This window comes from Marinobacterium mangrovicola (assembly GCF_004339595.1).
Lineage (GTDB): Bacteria > Pseudomonadota > Gammaproteobacteria > Pseudomonadales > Balneatricaceae > Marinobacterium_D > Marinobacterium_D mangrovicola.
Map to the genome: position 1 here is coordinate 194,030 of NZ_SMFU01000014.1, position 20,567 is coordinate 214,596.

General features: G+C 57.3%; 17 protein-coding genes and 1 pseudogene. 10 read left to right on the forward strand and 8 right to left on the reverse strand.

Annotated features, from left to right (window positions below; translation table 11 throughout):
* Nucleotides 1-197 precede the first annotated feature (197 nt).
* Nucleotides 198-1,118 carry an ectoine hydroxylase gene (gene thpD / locus CLV83_RS21810; RefSeq protein ID WP_132297926.1) on the forward strand — a complete coding sequence of 307 codons (921 nt, stop codon included), beginning with the start codon at nt 198-200 and terminating at the stop codon, nt 1,116-1,118.
* Between the two features lie 163 nt (nt 1,119-1,281).
* Here thpD and CLV83_RS21815 read toward each other — a convergent pair whose 3' ends face one another.
* Entirely contained in the window at nt 1,282-2,775 is a 1,494-nt protein-coding gene (locus tag CLV83_RS21815; RefSeq protein WP_132297928.1) for a CoA-acylating methylmalonate-semialdehyde dehydrogenase, read from the reverse strand.
* A 111-nt stretch (nt 2,776-2,886) separates the two neighbouring features.
* The gene (gene aptA / locus CLV83_RS21820; RefSeq protein ID WP_132297930.1) at nt 2,887-4,221 is read right to left on the reverse strand and encodes an omega-aminotransferase AptA; all 1,335 of its coding nucleotides are present in this window, start codon (nt 4,219-4,221) and stop codon (nt 2,887-2,889) included.
* 128 nt (nt 4,222-4,349) lie between these two features.
* On the opposite strand from aptA, the gene CLV83_RS21825 reads away from it, so the two are divergent.
* Nucleotides 4,350-5,270, forward strand: coding sequence for a LysR family transcriptional regulator (locus CLV83_RS21825; protein WP_132297932.1), 921 nt, complete (start codon nt 4,350-4,352; stop codon nt 5,268-5,270).
* A 473-nt stretch (nt 5,271-5,743) separates the two neighbouring features.
* Here the strand turns inward: CLV83_RS21825 and CLV83_RS21830 are convergent, their stop codons facing one another.
* The 6 genes from CLV83_RS21830 to CLV83_RS21855 all read right to left on the reverse strand — a co-directional run bounded on the left by CLV83_RS21830 (nt 5,744) and on the right by CLV83_RS21855 (nt 11,303).
* Entirely contained in the window at nt 5,744-6,193 is a 450-nt protein-coding gene (locus CLV83_RS21830; protein WP_132297934.1) for a MarR family winged helix-turn-helix transcriptional regulator, read from the reverse strand.
* A gap of 215 nt (nt 6,194-6,408) precedes the next feature.
* Nucleotides 6,409-7,728, reverse strand: a complete 1,320-nt coding sequence (locus CLV83_RS21835) for a TRAP transporter large permease (RefSeq protein ID WP_132297936.1) — start codon at nt 7,726-7,728, stop codon at nt 6,409-6,411.
* A complete protein-coding gene (locus CLV83_RS21840; protein WP_132297938.1) occupies nt 7,725-8,240 on the reverse strand; it encodes a TRAP transporter small permease in 516 nt (171 codons plus the stop codon). The genes CLV83_RS21835 and CLV83_RS21840 overlap by 4 nt, the downstream gene beginning before the upstream one ends.
* Complete coding sequence (locus CLV83_RS21845) at nt 8,237-9,283, reverse strand: TRAP transporter substrate-binding protein (protein WP_132297940.1); 1,047 nt, start codon at nt 9,281-9,283, stop codon at nt 8,237-8,239. The genes CLV83_RS21840 and CLV83_RS21845 overlap by 4 nt, the downstream gene beginning before the upstream one ends.
* Nucleotides 9,284-9,584: 301 nt before the next feature.
* Nucleotides 9,585-10,640 (reverse strand): TRAP transporter substrate-binding protein, encoded by a 1,056-nt coding sequence (locus CLV83_RS21850; RefSeq protein WP_132297942.1) that lies wholly within the window; start codon nt 10,638-10,640, stop codon nt 9,585-9,587.
* Nucleotides 10,641-10,814: 174 nt separating this feature from the next.
* Complete coding sequence (locus tag CLV83_RS21855; protein ID WP_132297944.1) at nt 10,815-11,303, reverse strand: MarR family winged helix-turn-helix transcriptional regulator; 489 nt, start codon at nt 11,301-11,303, stop codon at nt 10,815-10,817.
* 269 nt (nt 11,304-11,572) lie between these two features.
* On the opposite strand from CLV83_RS21855, the gene CLV83_RS21860 reads away from it, so the two are divergent.
* The 8 genes and pseudogenes from CLV83_RS21860 to CLV83_RS22820 form a co-directional block, all read left to right on the forward strand.
* Entirely contained in the window at nt 11,573-13,135 is a 1,563-nt protein-coding gene (locus CLV83_RS21860; RefSeq protein ID WP_132297946.1) for an acyl CoA:acetate/3-ketoacid CoA transferase, read from the forward strand.
* 31 nt (nt 13,136-13,166) lie between these two features.
* Nucleotides 13,167-14,375 carry a thiolase family protein gene (locus CLV83_RS21865; RefSeq protein ID WP_132297948.1) on the forward strand — a complete coding sequence of 403 codons (1,209 nt, stop codon included), beginning with the start codon at nt 13,167-13,169 and terminating at the stop codon, nt 14,373-14,375.
* A 255-nt stretch (nt 14,376-14,630) separates the two neighbouring features.
* On the forward strand, nt 14,631-15,392 hold the full coding sequence (locus CLV83_RS21870) for a crotonase/enoyl-CoA hydratase family protein (protein WP_132297950.1): 762 nt from the start codon (nt 14,631-14,633) through the stop codon (nt 15,390-15,392).
* 51 nt (nt 15,393-15,443) lie between these two features.
* On the forward strand, nt 15,444-16,211 hold the full coding sequence (locus CLV83_RS21875; RefSeq protein WP_132297952.1) for a 3-hydroxyacyl-CoA dehydrogenase: 768 nt from the start codon (nt 15,444-15,446) through the stop codon (nt 16,209-16,211).
* A gap of 18 nt (nt 16,212-16,229) precedes the next feature.
* Nucleotides 16,230-18,005, forward strand: a complete 1,776-nt coding sequence (locus CLV83_RS21880) for an acyl-CoA dehydrogenase (RefSeq protein ID WP_132297954.1) — start codon at nt 16,230-16,232, stop codon at nt 18,003-18,005.
* 92 nt (nt 18,006-18,097) lie between these two features.
* Nucleotides 18,098-19,954, forward strand: coding sequence for a feruloyl-CoA synthase (locus CLV83_RS21885; protein WP_132297956.1), 1,857 nt, complete (start codon nt 18,098-18,100; stop codon nt 19,952-19,954).
* A gap of 26 nt (nt 19,955-19,980) precedes the next feature.
* Nucleotides 19,981-20,430, forward strand: coding sequence for an acyl-CoA thioesterase (locus CLV83_RS21890; RefSeq protein WP_132297958.1), 450 nt, complete (start codon nt 19,981-19,983; stop codon nt 20,428-20,430).
* A 3-nt stretch (nt 20,431-20,433) separates the two neighbouring features.
* Nucleotides 20,434-20,567: pseudogene (locus CLV83_RS22820) on the forward strand (electron transfer flavoprotein subunit beta/FixA family protein); the annotation flags it as partial.

The following is a 20,567-nucleotide window of genomic DNA, read 5'->3' on the forward strand; positions in this document are numbered from 1 at the left end:
TCCCCCACCGGGCATCTCTTTCGCTGCCCTTGTTTATTTGCGCCGCATACGGCCAGCCTCAGCTGTCGATACCGCCTGCGCAACTGTCAGCGATGCACCTGGACCCGAAGACTCATGACTTAACCTGAAAACCGGCGCGGCGACCGGCCAGCATCAGTGCGCCACACGCCTGCGCCCGACAAAAAAGGAGGATACAGATGAGCAAGGCTGCAGATCTCTACCCGTCCCGACAGCAGGAAGAGCCGCAGATCATCAAACGTCAGGATCCGACGCTGTACAACCGGAATTTCAGCAACGCCCCGCTGAGCGAAGCCCAGCTAAAACAATACGAGCGGGATGGCTACATCCTGCTGCCCGAGGTGTTCAGTAAGGCCGAGGTTAAGCGCTTTCTCGCAGAAATGGGCCAGATGGAGAAAGACCCTGAGCTGCTGGCCAGCGATGCGGCCATCACCGAGCCCAGCGGTAACGCCCTGCGTTCGGTGTTCCAGATTCACCACAACAACGACCTCTATGCCCGCGTGGCAGCTGATCCGCGTGTCGCCGATATCGCCCGTTTTATTCTCGATGGTCAGGTGTATATCCATCAGTCGCGGCTTAACTTCAAACCGGGCTTCAGCGGCAAGGAGTTTTACTGGCACTCGGATTTCGAAACCTGGCACACCGAGGATGGCATGCCACGGATGCGTGCCCTGAGCGCATCGATTCTGCTCACCGACAACACCGAGTTCAATGGCTCGCTGATGGTGATGCCCGGCTCCCATCGCGAATATATCGCCTGTGTCGGGGAAACACCGGAAGACTACTATCGCGAGTCACTGAAAGCACAGACCGTGGGCACTCCCGATGCGGGATCACTGCAACAGTTCCAGCAGCGCTTTGGCCTTAGCTCCACGGCCGCAAAAGCGGGCTCGGTACTGCTGTTCGACTGCAACCTGATGCATGGTTCCAACAGCAACATCACCGCTAGCCCACGCTCCAACCTGTTCTTCGTCTACAACGCGATCAGCAACCAGGTTGTTGAGCCTTTCAGCGGCGGCAAGCCACGACCGGAATTTCTGGCATCCCGCGAGACGATCACTCCCTTGCAATCTCCAGCGCCGCAACGCAAGGCGGGCTGACCGGCCAGACCAGAACGTAGAACCAGTAAACTGCGGACATGAAAAAGGGGACCCGAAGGTCCCCTTTTCAGAAGTTACGAAGGACAACCGAAACGGTCGAAATTCGCCCCAACAGTATACCCGTCAGGGCTTTACGCCGCTATTGCCCTTCTATTCCTGCTAATTAGCTAGGAAAAGAGTACACCACGCCTTCACGCACACCACTGGACGGCCAGCGCTGGGTGATGGTCTTGCGACGGGTGTAGAAACGCACCGCATCCGGGCCGTAGGCGCTCAGATCGCCAAACAGGGAACGCTTCCAGCCACCAAAGCTGTGGTAGGAAACAGGCACCGGCAGCGGAACGTTAACGCCCACCATGCCGACCAGAATATTGTCGGTGAAGTAGCGTGCCGCTTCGCCGTCACGGGTGAAGATGCAGGTACCGTTACCGTATTCGTGGTCGTTGATCAGTTTGATCGCCTCTTCCAGCGTGTCCACACGGACAACCGCCAGCACCGGGCCGAAAATCTCGTCGGTGTAGATGCTCATATCCGTGGTGACCTTGTCGAACAGGGTCGCGCCCACGAAGTAGCCGTTTTCATGACCCGGTACCACCAGATCGCGACCATCGACGACCAGCTCGGCGCCCTGCTCAACACCCGCATCGATATAGCCTTTGACCTTTTTCTGCGCGTCGGCAGTGATCAGCGGACCCATTTCGTTGCTGTTATCGAGACCGGAACCCACTTTCAAGCCAGCGATCTGCTCTTTCAGCGATGCTACCAGCTTGTCGGCGATTTCATCGCCCACGGTAACCGCTACAGACAGCGCCATGCAGCGCTCACCGCAGGAACCGTAAGCGGCGCCCATCATGGCGTTAACGGCGTTTTCCAGATCGGTATCCGGCATCAGCACGGAATGGTTCTTGGCACCGCCCAGTGCCTGGCAACGCTTACCGTTCTTGGCTGCTTCAGAGTAGATGTACTCGGCAATCGGGGTCGAGCCGACAAAGCTCACCGCCTGTACGGTGTCGGAGTGCAGCAGGGTATCCACCGCTTCCTTGTCACCGTTGACCACGTTCAGTACGCCCTTCGGCAGGCCGGCTTCCAGCGCCAGCTCAGCGATCTTCAGCACGCTGCTGGGATCACGCTCGGACGGCTTCAGCACAAAGGTGTTACCGCAGGCAACCGCGGCAGGCCACATCCACAGCGGCACCATGGCCGGGAAGTTGAACGGGGTGATACCGGCAACCACGCCCAGCGGCTGGAACTCGCTCCAGCTATCGATATTCGGGCCAGCGTTCTTGCTGTGTTCGCCTTTCAGCAGCTGCGGGATACCGCAGGCAAATTCGACGTTTTCGATACCGCGCTGCAGCTCACCACGGGCATCATGCAGAACCTTACCGTGCTCGGTGCTGATCAGTTCGCAGATCTCGTCTGCCTTCTCTTCCAGCAGCATTTTGAAACGGAACATCACCTGGGCACGCTTCGCCGGCGGCGTGTTGCGCCAGGCGGGATAAGCGGCAGCGGCGTTGGCGATAGCCTGTTCTACAGTTTCAACGCTGGCCAGTTCGACCGCGCCACACTGTTCGCCAGTTGAGGGGTTGTAGATGGGCTGTGTACGGCCACCGGTGAGGACGGGTTCGCCACCGATCAAATGTCCGACTATGTTAGTCACCCTGTTTCTCCTGTCGCTCTGTTAACTCTTATATGAAATTGCTTACGCTGAAGCAGCTTTATACGTATCTGTTCGCTCTGCCCTGGCTATTTAAGCGCCAGGCGCGCCGACTCAGTCGGCGCTGTTAATGGCATCACCCAGGATATTGACGATCTGGTCCATTTCATCGGTTTCGATGATAAACGGCAGACCCAACTGCAGGGTATCAGCACCATAACGGACGTAGAGACCTTTCTTCCAGCACTCCATGGCGATCTCCCAAGGACGACGGGCAGGCTCGCCCGGCTTGTGCGCGATGGTCAGACCCGCAGCGAAACCGTAGTTACGGATATCGGTGATGTGCTTGCTGCCCTTGAGGCTGTGGATCTTCTCTTCAAAGATCGGCGCCATTTCGGCAACACGCGGGATCAGCTGTTCTTTTTCCAGTACATCCAGCGCCGCCAGACCCGCAGCACAGGCAACCGGATGGCCGGAGTACGTGTAGCCGTGCGGCAGTTCCACGTTGTAGTGCGGGCCGCCCGCTTCCATGAACGCATCGTAGATCTCATCCTTGGCGATCACGGCCCCCATGGGAATCGCACCGTTGGTAATCTGTTTGGCCACGTTGATCATATCCGGCACCACACCAAAGGCGTCTGCACCGAACATGGCGCCAGCACGGCCGAAGCCGGTGATTACCTCGTCAAAGATCAGCAGGATGTTGTGCTTGTCGCAGATCTCACGCAGACGTTTCAAATAGCCTACCGGCGGAATGATCACACCGGCTGAACCGGAGAACGGCTCCACCATCACGGCAGCGATATTGGACGCATCGTGCAGGGTCACCAGGTCTTCGAGCTCATCGGCAAACTCGGCACCGTGCTGCGGCATCCCCTTGGTGAACGCCATATCCGGACGCCAGGTGTGATTCAGGTGATCAGACTCCATCGCCTGGCCCCAAAGCTTACGGTTGCCGCCGATACCGCCGAAGCTGATACCGCCCCAGCTGGCACCGTGATAACCCTTGGCACGACCGATAATACGGGTCTTGGTGGCCTGGCCTTTCTGACGCCAGTAAGCACGGGCGATCTTGGTGGAAGTGTCGGCAGACTCGGAACCCGAGTTGGTGAAGAACACCTTGTTCAGACCTTCGGGCGCCAGGTTGGCCACCTTCTCGGCCAGCTGGAATGCCAGTGGGTGGCCGTACTGAAATGCCGGCGCGTAGTCGAGCACACCCAGCTGCTTGGCAACCGCTTCCTGGATCTCGGGGCGGTTATGACCCAGGCCACAGGTCCACAGACCAGACAGGCCATCAAGAATCCTGCGACCTTCCGCGTCAATCAGGTAGCCACCATCCGCCGCGGTGATAATGCGCGGATCGGCCTTGAATTCACGGTTGGATGTGTAGGGCATCCAGTATGCGTCGAGCTGGGCCTGAGTAACCCCTGCAAGTTCTGCCTGGTTCATCGTTTAATTCCCGAAATCGTTAATGGGCAATGAGAATGATGGGAGCACTGTAGACAAGCGTTTATGTTTGATAAATTACAACTTATCGAAATAAACTTTCACCATCACGAAACATTAAGAGACTGTCGATGCGAGCACTCCTGGGGAACCTGACCGACGCGGATATCCGCCTGCTGAGAATCTATATGGCGGTGGTTGAAGCTGGCGGTTTGAGCGCCGCCGAACTGGAACTGAATATCGGCCGCTCCACTATCAGCCGCCACCTGAAAGACCTGGAGATTCGCCTTGGGATGACGCTTTGCCGGCGCGGTCGAGGCGGCTTCTCAATGACCCAGGAAGGACTGCAGATCTACGAGTATGCGCAACGGCTGGTGACCTCTATCGAGGAGTTCCGTCACCAGGTGAACGATATGCACCGGACTCTGCAAGGGCAGCTATCAATCGCCATGTTCGATAAAACGGTGAGTAACCCGGAGTGTCAGGTACCAGCCGCAATCAACCGCTTTATCTCCCAAGCGCCGGAAGTACAGATCGATATTCATGTGGTACCGGTGAACCTGATCGAGAAAGGTGTTCTCGACGGCCGCTATCATGTGGGCGTAATCCCGACCCACCGCTCCTCCAGCAGCCTGAAATATATCCCGCTGTTTGGCGAGCAGATGTACCTCTACTGCGGCGAGGGCCATCCCCTGTTTGACCGGGCCGACAGCGCTACCGGGGAAGAGATACGCCGGCAACGCTATGCCGGCCTCAGTTTTCACAGCCCTAATATGGAAACCACGCGCGAGCATGGGCTGGAGAAAAGCGCCGTTGCCAACGATCAGGAAGGGATCGCCACGCTGATCCGCTCCGGCGCCTATATAGGCTTTCTGCCCGATCACTACGCGGAACGCTTCGTCCGCTTTGGCAAGATGCGCCGGCTTTCCCAGGGTGGCTTCAATTACCACTGTGAGTTTGCCGCGCTGTATCGCAAATCGCCGGCGCCGACCCGTTTGGTACAGGAGTTTCTATCAGCGCTTGAGGAGTGCCACGGACATCCGATGTCCTGAGCCTGTTTGAAGCAATCAACGGTCGAAATGAAGGGGAAGTAAAAATCCACCTGCATAGCAGGTGGCTTTGCATCAAGTTCCCTATAAGAGAGCCTGGATAAACCTAACGACGAATGCCGGGATCACACACATCCGAATCCTTTTTTAGGCCGGTTTCGGCTGCTGCCGAGCAAAGAGACTTGTGCGGCTTTCGTTGCTAAGCAAGTCCCTTTGCAATCCCAAACCGCCCCTAAGGCTTGGTCGGCTACGCCGACTTCCCTGCGCCAAAGGGGATGGATTGCCGCGCTCAGATAGCCATGAGACATCGAGCCCCGTTATCGATATTGCACGAGAAAGGCATAGCCTCAACTAAACGATCACCACCTCCATAGGAGGTGGTTTAAGAGCGACAACAAAAACGGGAGTCCTAAGACTCCCGTTACCGCAAGCGCCCTGCCGAGTATGCAGTGGGCTTTTATCTCAGCAACAAGCGATCAGCTGGAAAAGCGCCCCAGCACTTCAACCAGCTGCTCCTTTTCACCGGGCTTGAGCCGTTCGCAGAGCTTCTCTTCATGCTTGATCACACGATCGACCAGTTCTTTATAGAACTCCTGGCCGTGCTCGGTCAGATAGAGCGCGTAGGAACGACGGTCACGCTTGGAGGGACGCCGTTCAATCAGATCCAGCTGTTCCAGCTTGTCGACCGCAGCCACCATGGCGGAACGATCATTGCCCAGCGCCTGGGCAACAGCGGTCTGTGTCAGGCCGGGGTTTTCCTTGGCGATGGAAAGAACGCCAAACAGACCAGGGCTGACACCCAGGTCAGAGCAAACGGCAGCGAAATTGCTGAAGAATGTAAGCTGAGCACGTCTGAGCCGGTAGCCCAACATTTCGCCCAATGCACCAAAATTGATATCGTCTGCTGCCCCGTTTGAGCCGTTCATCCCACCTCCGTGCCTTCAGATAGGCATAAAAATCATATATCTCAGTCTCAACTGTTTAAGTTTAAACATATAAATTTTCAGCACAAGTCCATTAGTTTCCTGCAAAGCAAAAGCGGCAAAAAACAGCCCTGAACCCCGGCACAAAAAAGGGGGAGCTAAAAGCTCCCCCTGAAGGGCGACACGAGGTTTTAATTGTCGCTAGGGATGGGCATCCACTACGAAAGCAGATGAACCAAAGCCAGGGTAATCGGCGGGAATGCCACTAGCAGTCCAACACGGACGATATCCGACATCAGGAAAGGCACCACACCCTTGAAGCAGTCTTTCATCGGCAGCGAAGGATCGAACGATTTGATAATGAATACGTTCATTCCCACCGGTGGTGTGATCAGGCCAACCTCAACCACCACCAGCGCCAGGATGCCAAACCAGATCCCAACATCTGCCGCCGGCAGACCGAAGTCCATCGACATGATGATCGGGAAGTAGATCGGAATGGTCAGCAGGATCATCGCCAGACTGTCCAGGAAGCAACCCAGTACCAGGTAGGTCAGCAACATCAGGATCAGGATGGTATACGGCGACAGCCCAGAGTTCTCGATCAGCTCAACCCCGGCCTGCGGCAGCTGAGACAGCGCGATAAAGACACTGAACAGATCCGCACCAAAGACGATAAAGAAGATCATGGCCGTGGAGATCGCCGTTTTAATCAGGCTCTCCTTGAAGGCATCAAACTTCATTTTGCCATGGGTAAACGCCAGCACCGCGGTCAGCACAACGCCGACCGCCGCCGCTTCCGTCGGCGTGAAGAAGCCCAGGTAAATACCGCCCAGCACGATCACAAAGATGACCGAGATATGCCAAACGTCTTTGGTGGAACGCAGCTTCTCCCCCCAGGTAGTTTTTTCACCACGGGGACCACTATTCGGGAACAGGCGCACATAGATGGCGATCGCCAGGATGTAACCGAAGGCCGCCAGGAAACCGGGTACAAAGGCGGCGATAAACATCTTGGAGATATTCTGTTCGGTCAACACGGCGAAGATGATCAGCACCATGGACGGCGGAATCAGAATACCCAGCGTACCACCCGCGGCGAGACAGCCCGCCGACAGTCCACCGGCATAGTTCAGACGCTTCATCTCCGGCAGCGCCACCTTACCCATAGTGGAGGCAGTCGCCAGGGAGGAGCCGCAGATCGCGCCGAAGGCCGCACAGCCAGACACCGCGGCCATGGCCAGGCCACCTTTCATATGACCGACCCACTTGTTACAGGTGCGGAACAGCTCGGCTGTAATCCCCGCACGGGTGGCCAGTTCCCCCATCAGCAGAAACAGCGGCACCACGGACAGGTCGTAGGTGGAAAACTTGGCGACCGGTGCGGTCCCCAGATATTCAAGCAGAGCCGGAGCGCCCGCCAGCAGGGTGTACCCCAGTGCGCCGCATCCCAGCATCGACAGTGCGATGGGTATACGGAACCCCATCAGCACCAGAAGCAGTGCCATCATCATGAAGGCAAGCTGTATATCACTCATTTAGGCTGCCCCCAGAAGAAGACCAACTTGTGCAGACTGCAAAGCCCCATCAGCACCATGCAGATCACACCGACCGCGTAGACCCACCACATCGGCATACTCAGGATCATCGTCTGTTCAAAATAGTCCCGTGACTCAAACCCGCTAACGGTCAGACGCCAGGCGAGTACCACAGCCACGATCAGGAACAGTACATCGGCAACCTTGTCCAGAATTCTCAGTGTCGAGGGCTTACATCCAGCCGTAAAAAGATCCACGACCACATGACCCTGCTTGAGATAGCATTCCGGCAAAAACAGGAAAACGGCAGCGGCCAGACCCAATTCAACCAGCTCATAGTCGCCCTCGACCGATACCCCGATCGTGGCACGCCCAATGATGCTGACAACAGTCATCGTTGCCAGCGCCAGCATGATCAGGCCTCCCACCAGCGCAAACTGGCGGGATACCCATGCCAATCCCCTGCCGACAGCATCCTGGCCGGCAGATTGATTCGGCGTATTAGCACTCATGACTCTTTGCTAACCTGCGCTTCATATTTCTTGATCAGCTCAACCGCTTCGTCATACAGACGCTGGCCGTCTTCGGTGTCCTCGATCCATTCATCGGTGACCGGCTGCATCGCCTGCTTCCAGTTCGCGGTTTCCTCTTCGCTCAGGGTGTAGAAACTGTTGCCCTGGTTCACAGCAGCCTCACGACCTACCGCTTCGTACTCATCAAACAGGCTGCCGATATGGCCCGCCAGCTCGAGGCCGGAGTTATCGTCGATCACCTTCTGCAGATCCGGCGGCAGCGACTCATACGCATCCTTGTTCATGGTGAACAGGAAGAACTGCGCATAGAGGCCACGCTCACCCTGGATTTCGGTGTGATGCTTGACCAACTCATGGATTTTCAGCGGAGCAACCACCTCAAACGGCAGAACCGCCACGTCGAGAACGCCCTTGGAAAGTGCGCTCGGCATCTGCGGAACCGGCATAAATACAGGACTGGCATCCAGGGTAGAGAACGCCTCGGCCATTACCTTGTTGGGGGCACGCAGCTTCATGCCATCCAGGTCGGCACCGGTTTTAATTTCGGTTTCACGGGCGTGCAGGGAGCCTGGGGCATGGGTGTGCATGGCCAGCAGATGAACATCACTCAGCTCATCGGCCATCTCTTTTTCCGCATACTCCTGGATCGCCATGCTGGTCGCTTCAGCGCTGGACGGCATAAACGGCAGTTCGAAGACACTGGCGCTGGGGAAGCGGCCCGGAGTGTAGCCACCTACGGTCCAGGTGATATCGGCAATACCCTTACGCGCCTGGTCGAACAGCTGAGGCGGTTTACCACCAAGCTGCATCGCCGGAAAGAGTTCGATATCGATGCGTCCGTCTGACTCCGCTTCGATCTTCTCAGCCCAAGGCTGGAGAAACTTCGAATGAGCCATAGACATCGGCGGGAGGAAGTGGTGCAGCTTGAAGGTGTATTCCGCTTCCGCAGAAAAACTCGGAGAGGCCAGGGTTAGTCCTGCGACTGACAGCGTTACCGCTGCCGCAAGTGTTTTGATACGCATGATCAGCACCTTGTTATTGTTTTGCGGTTCTCGATTGCACTCAGACGGTGTGCAGAACACACACATGTCCATGCCTGATAGTTATTACATAAATTGTTTAACCGTACAACAGATTATCTATTCAATTTTTATACATTCCACCAATTACTGATCTTTAGCGTACTCCGACCTGGGGTACAGGGTCATGACGCCAAGCAGCTGATGCTCACGTACTCTTCAATTGAATGGGTTTCGGCACCGTCTGGCGCTGCCGAAACCTCTTTCTCAGGCGCCACAGAACCACTGCAGCGACCGTACCCTATCAGGACTGCTTGGCCTGCAGGGCATATTTCTCGATTAACATCTGCGCCTTGTTATAAAGTCCTTCGGCATCATATCCGTCGTCAGACATCTGCTGCTTCCACTCCTCGATCGCAGGCTGCATCGCCTTTTCCCAGCTGTTGCGCTCGTCCATACTCAGCTCGTAGAAGCTGTTCTCCTCTTTCACCGCTTCTTCGCGGGCGATGCCCTCATACTTGTCGAACAGCGAGCCGATATGCCCTGCCAGCTCGATACCGGAGTTATCGTCGATCACCTTCTGCAGGTCCGGCGGCAGTGACTCGTAGGAGTCTTTGTTCATGGAGAAGATAAAGAACTGGGTGTAGAGACCGCGATCGCCCGGGATTTCGGTGTGATGTTCCACCAGCTGATGAATCTTCATCGACGCTACTACTTCAAACGGCAGCACCGCGATATCGAGTACGCCCTTCGACAGCGCGCTGGCCATCTGGGTCACCGGCATGAACACGGAGTTGGTGCCGTAGGGGGAGAACGCCTCCGCCATCAGCTTATTGGGCGCACGGAAATTAGTGCCGTCCAGGTCAGTCCCTGTCTGAACAGGATTTTCGCGGGAGTGCAGAGAGCCCGGGGCATGGGTATGCATCGCCAACAGATGGACATCACCCAGCTCGTCACCCATCTCCGCTTCGGCGTACTCCTGCAGCGCCATACTGGTGGCTTCAGCGTTGGCCGGAATAAACGGCAGCTCGAACGCGGTCGCTTTAGGGAAGCGCCCTGGGGTATAGCCGCCTACGGTCCAGCTGATATCGACAATCCCCTTACGGGCCTGATCATAGAGATGGGGCGGTTTCCCGCCGAGCTGCATCGCCGGGTAGATCTCTATATCGATCCGCCCATTGGATTCCTGTTCTATCTTCTCAGCCCAGGGGGCGAGAAACTCGGCGTGTGGCATCGCCATGGGTGGCAGCATGTGATGCAGCTTGAACGTATACTCCGCATCCGCTGCGTAACTCTGAAGCGGCGTACTCAAACCAGCGACCGACAGCGCCAGCGCTGCCGTTATTGTTCTTAGATGCATCTGTTCTCTCACTTTTTATTTTTATCGACCGGCATCCACCACTTGAGAGGCGTTTGCTGCCAGCAGGTTGGGTTGGCGCTAAGGCTCTCGCTACAAAGCCTTATTGTTTAGTACCTAAACATATTTAAAATTAAAATATTTTTCTATAAACAATAAGTCGAAGCCCCGGCCGTTTCACTGCTTCGCCTCGGTAGATGGCCCGGCAAGCGCCACACGCTTTAACAGCCCCACAAACTGCTGATGCTCTTCTGCCGTCAGCATTGAGAAGAATTCTTCGTTGTGATCCCAGGCGCGCCCCGCCACCCGGTCGCGGAACACCTTGCCGGCACTGGTCAGGAACAACGCATTAGAACGGCGATCGGTTTCCGAGGGCTTGCGCTCTATGAGGCCGCGCTTCTCCAGTTTATCGACGATCGCCACCATCGCCGAACGATCGTTGCCTATCGCCTTTGCAACAGCCGTCTGGGTCAAACCCGGATTGCAGCCAACCACCTCAAGCACGCCAAACAGGCCAGGGGTGATATCAAACTCATCGAAGAAAAAGCAGCGAATGTTCTTGTAGGTGTTGAGCTGGGCCCAGCGCAACCAGTATCCAGTTAGCTCGTTGAGGATGCCGAAATCGACCTCGCCCAATTTAAGGGCTTGATTATCAGATGCTTTCACGTGAGATCCGTCACTCTTGTTATTTTTTCAAAGCCAGGAACAGGTCCGCCGACTGTGTCGTGGTACAAACACACTAGTTTGATACATAAACTATTATTAGTATCAATTTGTGTATTTGGCTATCTTCTTACCACAGCCTTGGCCAGGATTAGATTAGACTTTACAATAGTTGCACACTTAAACAATTAGCGCTATAAACCACATCATACGAACGATCACAACCCGCACCCGCCCCCTGCGGCGACCCCGACAATAAAAAGGTTTCGTTGATGAAAAAACTGATTACCGCCGACCAGGCCGCTGGCCTGATCAACGATGGTGACACCGTCGCCTGGACCACCATCGGCATGTCCTACTTCGCCGAAGAGATCGCTCAGGCGCTGGAAAAGCGCTTTGTCGAAACCGGCTCACCGAAGAACATCACCCCCGTCCATGACTGCGGTTGCGGCAACGGCCAGGAAGCCGGCATGGCTCACCTCGCCTACGAAGGCCTCACCAAACGTCTGGTCAGCGGCCATACCGGCCAGGCGCCGAAGATGGCGCAGATGGTTGCCGACAACAAAATCGAAGCCTACCTGCTGCCCCAGGGCGTGCTGGCTACTCTCTGGCGCCAGATCGCCGGCCACAAACCGGGCGTTATCACCAAGGTCGGCATGGGCACCTACGTGGACCCCCGCCTGCAGGGCGGCAAGGTTACCAACAAGACCACTGAAGATATGGTCAAGCTGATCGAGATCGAAGGTGAAGAGTGGCTGCTGTATAAAAGCTTCCCGGTGAACGTGGCGATCATCCGCGCGACTACCGCCGACGAGAACGGCAACCTCACCGTAGAAGAGGAAGCGCAGATCAGCGAAGCCCTGCCGATGGCGCAGGCTGCGCACAACACCGGCGGTATCGTTATCGCCCAGGTCAAACACCTGGCCGAAGCCCACAGCCTGCACCCGAAAGATGTGAAGATCCCGGGCGCGCTGGTCGACTACGTGGTCGTCGCGAAGCCGGAAAACCACAAGCAGACCATCACCACCGAATACAACCCAGGCCTGGCCGGTAACAGCCGTGTCCCGCTGGGTGCGATCCCGCCCATGGCTTTCAGCGAGCGCAAACTGATCGCCCGCCGCGCCGCCATGGAGCTACGTCCTGACACCCTGGTGAACCTGGGTATCGGCGTGCCCGACGGCATCGCCTCGGTAGCTGCAGAAGAAGGTGTTGTAAAGCAGTTTACCCTGACCACCGAGCTTGGCACCTACGGCGGCATCCCCGCTTCCGGTGGTGACTTCGGCGCAGCCTGGAACGCCGACGCGATCATCGAACATCACGCCCAATTCGATTTCTATGACGGCGGCGGTCTGGATATCGCCTTCCTCGGCCTTGCCCAGGCAGATACCAAGGGCAACCTGAACGTCAGCAAGTTCGGCCCCAAGGTGGTCGGCCCAGGTGGCTTTATCAACATCACCCAGACCGCCAAAAAAGTGGTGTTCTGCGGCACCCTGACCGCTGGCGCCAAGTTCGCGTTCAGCAGTGATGGTCTGCAGATCACTCAAGAAGGCAAAGCGAAGAAGTTCGTCGAGTCCGTAGACCAGATCACCTTCAGCGGCGATATCGCCTTGCAGAACAAGCAGCCGGTGGTCTACATCACCGAGCGCGCCGTGTTCGAACTGCGCGAAGGCGGCATCACCCTGACCGAAATCGCACCGGGTCTGGATCTGGAGAAGGACGTTTTGGCCGCCATGGACTTCCGTCCGCAGATCGCCGACGACCTTAAAACCATGCCGATTGAGCTGTTCCAGGAATCCTGGGGTGGCCTGAAGCAGATCATGGCTGACGCAGAATAATCGCTACAGAAAAAATAACAGGAGCGAAAAGATGTCTCTGAACAACGTTGAGATCCCCTACGGCGCCTATTGGTCCACCCCGTTCACCAAGTGGCAGGGTAGCCTTCAGCACCTGCACGCGATGAAATTCGCCGCCTGGGTCGCCAAGAGCGAACTGGCCAAGCGCGATATCGATCCGACCAGCTTTGACTCCGGCGTACTGGGCATGACCAACGCCCAGTACCAGTCGTTCTACGGCGCGCCCTGGCCGCTCTACGAGATCGGCGCCACCAAGACCCCTGGCCATATGCTGAGCCAGGTCTGCGCCACCGGCGTTCGTGGCCTGTTCGCCAGCGCCTCCGAAATCGCGCTGGGCATGGCTGAAACCTCATTGCTACTGACGGCAGACCGCTGCTCCAACGGTGCCCACATCTACTACCCGGCACCGGGCGGCCCCGGTGGTTATGGCCAGTCGGAAGACCAGGTCACCTATAACATGCAGCACGACGCCATCGCCGGTCACTCCATGATCCAGACCGGTGAAAACGTGGCGAAGAAATTTGCCATCACCCGTGAAGAGCTGGATGCCGTCGCCCTGCGTCGCTATGAACAGTACCAGGCTGCCCTGGCCGACGATCAGGCGTTCCAGAAACGCTACATGACCCTGCCGTTCAGCGTGCCGGCCGCGAACTTCCGCAAGGAGGCCGCCGTTCTGACCGCTGACGAGGGTGTCTTCCCGATGACCGCCGAGGGCCTGGCCAAGCTGCGCCCGGTCAACGAAGGCGGCGTCGTTACCTTCGGCAACATGACCCACCCGGCGGATGGTAACGCCTCTGTGGTGCTGACCACTGCCGACAAGGCACAGGCCTACGCCACCGACGCCAGCATTCGCATCAAGGTGTGCGGCTTCGGTCAGTCCCGCACCGACCTGGCTCACATGCCGGAAGCCCCCATTGAAGCTGCCAACAACGCGCTGAAAATGGCCGGCATCGATGTGAAAGAGGTCAAGGCGATCAAGACTCACAACCCGTTCGCCGTGAACGACGTCGCCTTTGCCAAGGCCACCGGCGTCGACGTGATGAACATGAACAACTACGGCTGCTCCATGATCTGGGGTCACCCCCAGGGACCGACCGGCATGCGCGCGATCATCGAGATGATCGAGGAACTGGTAATCCTGGGCGGCGGTTACGGCCTGTTCACCGGCTGTGCCGGCGGCGACCAGGGCATGGCGGTGGTTATCCACGTCAGCGACCGCTGATAGCCGATCCAACGCATGGACACGCGCCACAGCCCGGACCTGTTTCCGGCCTGTGGCGTTCATCGTTTAGGGCCGGACGGCCACATAAGCGGTGCAAACTATTCTTTAGTCGAAATATCCGCACAAACTGTTTGAAATAACATTTGTTGTGAGTTACAACTATTATCAACACAAACAAGACTGGTTCGAGCTAGTCGGGAGCATCCAAAGGACAGCCCGAGCCATCAACCAGAAAAAGAAGAAGAGGCAAAACACATGAGTGAATATCGTCACCTGACATTCTTGGTCGAGGACGGCATTGGCCACCTGACACTGAACCGTCCTGAAAAGAAGAACGCCATCAACGATGCCCTCTGCCTCGAAATCGAAGATGTGTTCCGTAACCTGCCCCAGGGCCTGAAGGTCATCCTGTTCTCCGGTAACGGCCCCGAGTTCTGCTCCGGCCTGGACCTGTCCGAGCACACCGCCCGCGAACCGTTCGAAGTGGTTCAACACTCACGCATGTGGCACCGCGTATTCAGCTATATCCGCAACTCCGGTATCCCGGTGGTTGCCGCCATGCACGGCGCCGTGATCGGCGGCGGTCTGGAACTGGCGATCTGCGCTCACGTGCGAGTTTCTGACGAAACTACCTTCTACCGTCTGCCGGAAGGCCGTCACGGTATCTTCGTCGGTGGCGGGGCTTCCGTGAACGTGGCCCGCGTCATCGGCGCCAGCCGCATGACCGAAATGATGCTGACCGGCCGCACCGTGAAGGCGGAAGAAGGCGAGCGTCTCGGTCTGGCGCACTACGTGGTCGAGAAAGGCGCGGCACTGGAAAAAGCCAAAGAGCTGGCTGCCACCATCGCCACTAACTCCAGCTACTCCAACTGGGCCATGGCTACCGGCCTCTCCCGCATCGACAGTATGTCTGCCGACGACGGTCTGTATACCGAATCCCTGATCACCGGTATCACCCAGAGCAGCGGCGAAGTGAAAGAGCGTATCGACGCCTTCCTTAACCGCAAAAAGTCATAACACGCCCCAACACAACCGTACCCCTAGCCAGAATAACAAGAGGACCCGAGCATGAATTTTCAGGATCGCCACTTCATCGTCACAGGCGCCAGCTCCGGTATCGGCGAAGCTGTAGCCCGCCGTCTGCACTCCCTTGGCGCCAAGGTTAGCCTGGCCGACATCAATGAAGAGAACGGCGAGAAGGTCGCTGCCTCCATGGGCGAGCGCGCTCGCTTCCAGCGTACCGATATCTCCGACGAAGCCTCCGCACAGAGCTGCATGGACAGCGCCGTTGAAGCCTTCGGCCCGATCAATGGCCTGGTCAACTGCGCCGGCATCCCGGGTGCAGAGCGTGTTGTTGGTCGCGAAGGTCCTCACCGCCTGGGTACCTTTGAGCGTGCCCTGCGCGTCAACCTGATGGGCACTTTCAACATGATCCGTCTGGCTGCCGACAAGATGCAGAACAACGAGCCAGGTGAAGACAACGAGCGCGGCGTCATCATCAACACCGCTTCCGTGGCCGCCTTTGACGGCCAGATCGGCCAGGCCGCCTACTCCGCTTCCAAAGGCGGCGTCTGCGCCATGACCCTGCCGATCGCCCGCGAATTGGCCCGTTTCGGTATTCGTGTGCTGACTATCGCACCGGGTATCTTCAAGACCCCAATGATGGATGTCCTGCCGGAAGAGGTTCAGCAGTCTCTCGGTCAGTCCGTGCCCTTCCCGCAGCGTCTCGGCAATCCGGACGAGTTTGCGTCACTGGCTCAGCACATCATTGAAAACCGCATGCTTAACGGCGAGGTGATCCGCCTCGACGGCGCCATCCGCATGGCCGCCAAGTAAGCAGCGAAGGAGTTCAGCATGAGTCTGTATCAGGCACCATTGAAAGATATGCAGCTGTTGCTCCAGCATGCGCTGGAACGCACCGGTGTTCGCGATCTTCCCGAATTTGCCGATTTCGATGACGAACTGATCGGCGCGGTTTTGGACGAAGCGGGCAAGTTTGCCAATGGCGAACTGGCTCCGCTCAACAGCGTCGGCGACACCCAGGGCTGCCGTTTTGAAGATGGCAAGGTGATCACCCCGGACGGCTGGAAGGAAGCCTACCAGCAGTTCACCGAGTCCGGCTGGACCGGGCTGGCACTGCCGGAAGAGTTCGGCGGCCAGTCCCTGCCGAAGTTTATCGCCCAGCCGGTGAATGAGATGTGGCTGTCAGCAAACCTGGGCTTCATCATGTTCCATGCGCTGACCCAGGGTTGCAGCGAGATTCTTCTGCACTTCGGTAGCGACGAGCAGAAAGCCCGCTACCTGGAGCCAATGATCTCCGGGCAGTGGACAGTGGCTATGGCTCTGACCGAACCTAATGCAGGCTCAGACCTGGGCTCCTTGACCACTAAGGCGATCCCCCAGGGTGACGGCCGCTACCTGATCAAGGGACAGAAGATCTTTATCACCTACGGTGACCACGATCTTACCGAAAACATCGTCCACTTCGTGCTGGCCCGTACCCCCGACGCACCCGCCGGAAGCCGCGGTATTTCGCTGTTCGCCGTACCCAAGTACCGCATCGAAGCCGACGGTTCCGTGGGTGAATCCAACGATGTGGCCTGCACCGGTATCGAGCATAAAACCGGCCTGCACGGCAGCCCCACCTGCTCCATCAGCTATGGCGACAACGATGCCTGCTACGGCGAGCTGATCGGTGAAGAAAACCGTGGTCTGATGGCGATGTTCATCCTGATGAACGAAGCACGTCTGAGCTGCGGCATGCAAGGCGTCGGCTTCGGTGAAGTAGGCTTCCAGCGGGCGCTGGAGTACAGCCAGGAACGCACCCAGGGCTCAGATTTCCGCACCGGTGAGCGCACGCTGATCGCTAACCACCCGGATGTCGCACGTATGCTGCTGTCGATCCGTTCGGAAGTGATGGGGCTGCGTTCACTCGGCTACCTGATCGCCGCGATGATCGACAAGTCCGAACAGTGTGAGGCCGAGGAAAGCCAGGCACTGAAAGCACGTATCGCCCTGCTGACCCCGGTTTTCAAGGGCTGCGCCACCGAACGCGGTAACCTGATGGCAGGCACTACCATCCAGATCTTTGGCGGCATGGGCTTTGTTGAGGAGACCGGCGTTGCCCAGCTGATGCGCGATGCCCGTGCCAACACCATTTACGAAGGCACCACCGGTATTCAGGCCCGCGACCTGGTATTCCGCAAGGTTCAGCTTGATAAGGGAGCAGCCCTCACTGCTCTGCTGGAAGATATCGATGCAGTTGCTGCACGACTGGCCGAGAGCGAATCACTCGCCTCACTGGCCGAGCAGCTCAGCAGCGCGACCAGCCTGATGCGCGCCGCGATCGGCCAGATCATCGACAAGGATAATGCGGACCTGCTGCAGCTGAATGCGGGTGGCGTTCCCTTTATGGACGCGCTGGGCACCCTGTGCTGCGCCTGGCAGCTGGCCGATATCGCACTGACCGCGGAAGGCAAAATTGCCCAGGGTGATGACCCCGATTACCACACCAACCTGGTCGCCCTGACGGAGTATTACTTCAGCTATTCGGTCCCCAACATCGAAGCTGGGCTGAAGACGTTCAAACAGGCACACCAGGGTGTGGGTCGCTACCGCTTCGATCTCTGAGCGGCGCGCGACAGCAAAGATTAGAAAAACAAAAATTCTTAAACCTCCGGCCGTGATAACTAAAAAAAACGGCCGGAGAGGGAGAAACAACTATGCTAGCCGACTTTCATCCGGTGAATGTTCACGACTTTGGGGTAGAAGTAGAGTATCGCGACAATGGAGAACAGGTTGTCCGCTGCCCTCGCCCTCTGGATGACTATGCAGTACGTATCACCGACCGTCTTGAGTACTGGGCCGATAAAACCCCTGAGGCCATCTTCGTCGCCCAGCGTAACGAAGAGGGTGAGTGGGAAAAACTGACCTACCGTGAAACGCTTGAGCGCGTAAAATCCATCGCTGCCTGGCTGCTGGATAAAAATCTCAGCGCCGAGCGTCCGGTGATGTGCCTTTCCGGCAACAGCATTGAACACCTGCTGGTGGCTTTGGGCTCCCAGTACATCGGTGTTCCCTACTCACCGATCTCCACCGCCTACTCACTGATCTCCACAGATTATGGCAAGCTGCGTCACGTTTTCGACCTGCTGACGCCGGGCCTGGTATTTGTCGATAACCTGGGCCCGTTCCGCGACGCGATCGATGCGGTTATCCCAGCCGACCTGCCGCTGGTAGCCGTCTCCAAAGAACACGGCGACGATGGCCTGAAAAACCCGGTCACCCTGTTCTCAGAGGTACTGGATACACCAGCGTCTGCCGCTGCTGATACAGCCCGTGACGCCACTAACGGCGACACCATTGCCAAATTCATGTTCACCTCAGGTTCCACCGGCATGCCCAAGGCGGTGATCAACACCCAGCGCATGATCTGCGCCAACCAGGTGATGATGAACTCGCTGATGGAGTTCCTGCAGGAAGAACCACCGGTACTGGTCGACTGGCTGCCGTGGAACCACACTTTCGGCGGCAACCACAATATCGGCATCGCCCTCTACAACGGTGGCAGCCTCTACATCGACCACGGCAAGCCCACTCACAAGGCGTTCGGGGTTACCCTGAAAAACCTGACCGATGTGGCGCCGACCGTCTATTTCAACGTGCCCAAGGGTTACGAACTGCTGGTCAAGGAGCTGCGCGCCCATCCTGAGGTGGCGAAGAAGTTCTTCTCCCGTCTTCAGCTGATGCACTTTGCGGCAGCGGGCCTGTCCCAGCATATCTGGGACGCCATTGACGAGCTGGCGATCGAACACACCGGTAAGAAAGTACCCATGATCACAGGCCTGGGTGCTACCGAAACTGCACCTGCAGCCCTCTTCGCCTCCATCGAAGAATGTGCCTCCGGCGTTATCGGCACACCGCTGCCGGGCATCGAGCTGAAGCTGGTACCCAATGGCGACAAGCTGGAAGCCAGGGTTCGTGGATCCTCGGTCACTCCGGGTTACTGGCGTGCCGAAGAGCAGACCGCCAAGGCGTTCGACGAAGAAGGCTTCTACTGCCTCGGCGATGCGGTGAAATATATCGATCCGGAAAACCCCAGCCGTGGCTTCCGTTTCGACGGCCGCGTTTCGGAAGACTTCAAACTGGATACCGGTACTTGGGTCAGCGTGGGCACACTGCGTGCGCACATTATCCACTTTTTTGCGCCGTACATTCAGGATGTGGTGATCGCTGGCCACGACCGCGACTACGTCTCCGCCATGGTATTTGCCGATATCGGCCACTGCCGCAAGCTGATTCACGATGGCGACCAGCTGTCTGATCTGGAAGTGCTGCGCTCACCGCGTGTACGCGAAACCTTCCAGCGTCTGCTGAACGAGATGGCAGAGACTGCCACCGGCAGCTCCACCTGCATCCGCCGCCTGCGACTGCTGGAAGAAGCTCCGTCAATCGACCTGAACGAGGTCACCGATAAGGGCTCCATCAACCAACGTGCGGTGCTGAAAAACCGCGAAGCCCTGGTGAAAGACCTCTACAGCGAACAGCCTTCCGATGAGGTGATGATCCTCAGCAGGTAATCCTGCGACGGCAGGGAGTAGGCTGAATGTTAAAGGCAAAACGCGAACTGACAATCGAATGGGGTCACTGCGACCCCGCCGGGATTGTGTTTTACCCGCGCTACTTCGAGTTTTTCGATGCATCCACCGCCAACCTTTTCAAGGTCGCCGGCATCGACAAGTTCGAACTGCGCAAAAAGCACGACATTCTCGGTTTTCCGATGGTTAACACCGATGCGGATTTCAAAATCCCATCGCGATACGGCGAAAAGGTCAGCATAGAAACCCGGGTAGCCGAGGTTGGAAAAACCAGTTTCAACATCGAGCACCGATTACTGAAAAGCGATGGACAACTGGCGATCCTGTGCCATGAAAAACGGGTCTGGGTGACTCAATCAGGCGACAGGATTAGACCAAAGGCGATCCCCGCAGAGGTGGTCGCCCTGCTGACCAGCGCTAATAATGAAAGAACAGATCAGGGTTCCGGAGGGATCTAGACAATGAAAATACTCGTTAGCGTAAAACGCGTCATCGACTACAACGTCAAGGTACGCGTCAAGGCCGATAACTCCGACGTGGATCTGGCCAACGTCAAAATGGCACTCAACCCCTTCTGCGAGATCGCGGTTGAGGA

Bases quoted from the DNA above. Each gene is read 5' to 3' on its own strand.
- CLV83_RS21850 (WP_132297942.1), bottom strand. From the start codon at position 10,640: ATGCATCTAAGAACAATAACGGCAGCGCTGGCGCTGTCGGTCGCTGGT.
- thpD (WP_132297926.1), top strand. From the start codon at position 198: ATGAGCAAGGCTGCAGATCTCTACCCGTCCCGACAGCAGGAAGAGCCG.
- CLV83_RS21870 (WP_132297950.1), top strand. From the start codon at position 14,631: ATGAGTGAATATCGTCACCTGACATTCTTGGTCGAGGACGGCATTGGC.
- aptA (WP_132297930.1), bottom strand. From the start codon at position 4,221: ATGAACCAGGCAGAACTTGCAGGGGTTACTCAGGCCCAGCTCGACGCA.
- CLV83_RS21865 (WP_132297948.1), top strand. From the start codon at position 13,167: ATGTCTCTGAACAACGTTGAGATCCCCTACGGCGCCTATTGGTCCACC.
- CLV83_RS21890 (WP_132297958.1), top strand. From the start codon at position 19,981: ATGTTAAAGGCAAAACGCGAACTGACAATCGAATGGGGTCACTGCGAC.
- CLV83_RS21825 (WP_132297932.1), top strand. From the start codon at position 4,350: ATGCGAGCACTCCTGGGGAACCTGACCGACGCGGATATCCGCCTGCTG.
- CLV83_RS21835 (WP_132297936.1), bottom strand. From the start codon at position 7,728: ATGAGTGATATACAGCTTGCCTTCATGATGATGGCACTGCTTCTGGTG.
- CLV83_RS21860 (WP_132297946.1), top strand. From the start codon at position 11,573: ATGAAAAAACTGATTACCGCCGACCAGGCCGCTGGCCTGATCAACGAT.
- CLV83_RS21880 (WP_132297954.1), top strand. From the start codon at position 16,230: ATGAGTCTGTATCAGGCACCATTGAAAGATATGCAGCTGTTGCTCCAG.
- CLV83_RS21875 (WP_132297952.1), top strand. From the start codon at position 15,444: ATGAATTTTCAGGATCGCCACTTCATCGTCACAGGCGCCAGCTCCGGT.
- CLV83_RS21845 (WP_132297940.1), bottom strand. From the start codon at position 9,283: ATGCGTATCAAAACACTTGCGGCAGCGGTAACGCTGTCAGTCGCAGGA.
- CLV83_RS21885 (WP_132297956.1), top strand. From the start codon at position 18,098: ATGCTAGCCGACTTTCATCCGGTGAATGTTCACGACTTTGGGGTAGAA.
- CLV83_RS21840 (WP_132297938.1), bottom strand. From the start codon at position 8,240: ATGAGTGCTAATACGCCGAATCAATCTGCCGGCCAGGATGCTGTCGGC.
- CLV83_RS21830 (WP_132297934.1), bottom strand. From the start codon at position 6,193: ATGAACGGCTCAAACGGGGCAGCAGACGATATCAATTTTGGTGCATTG.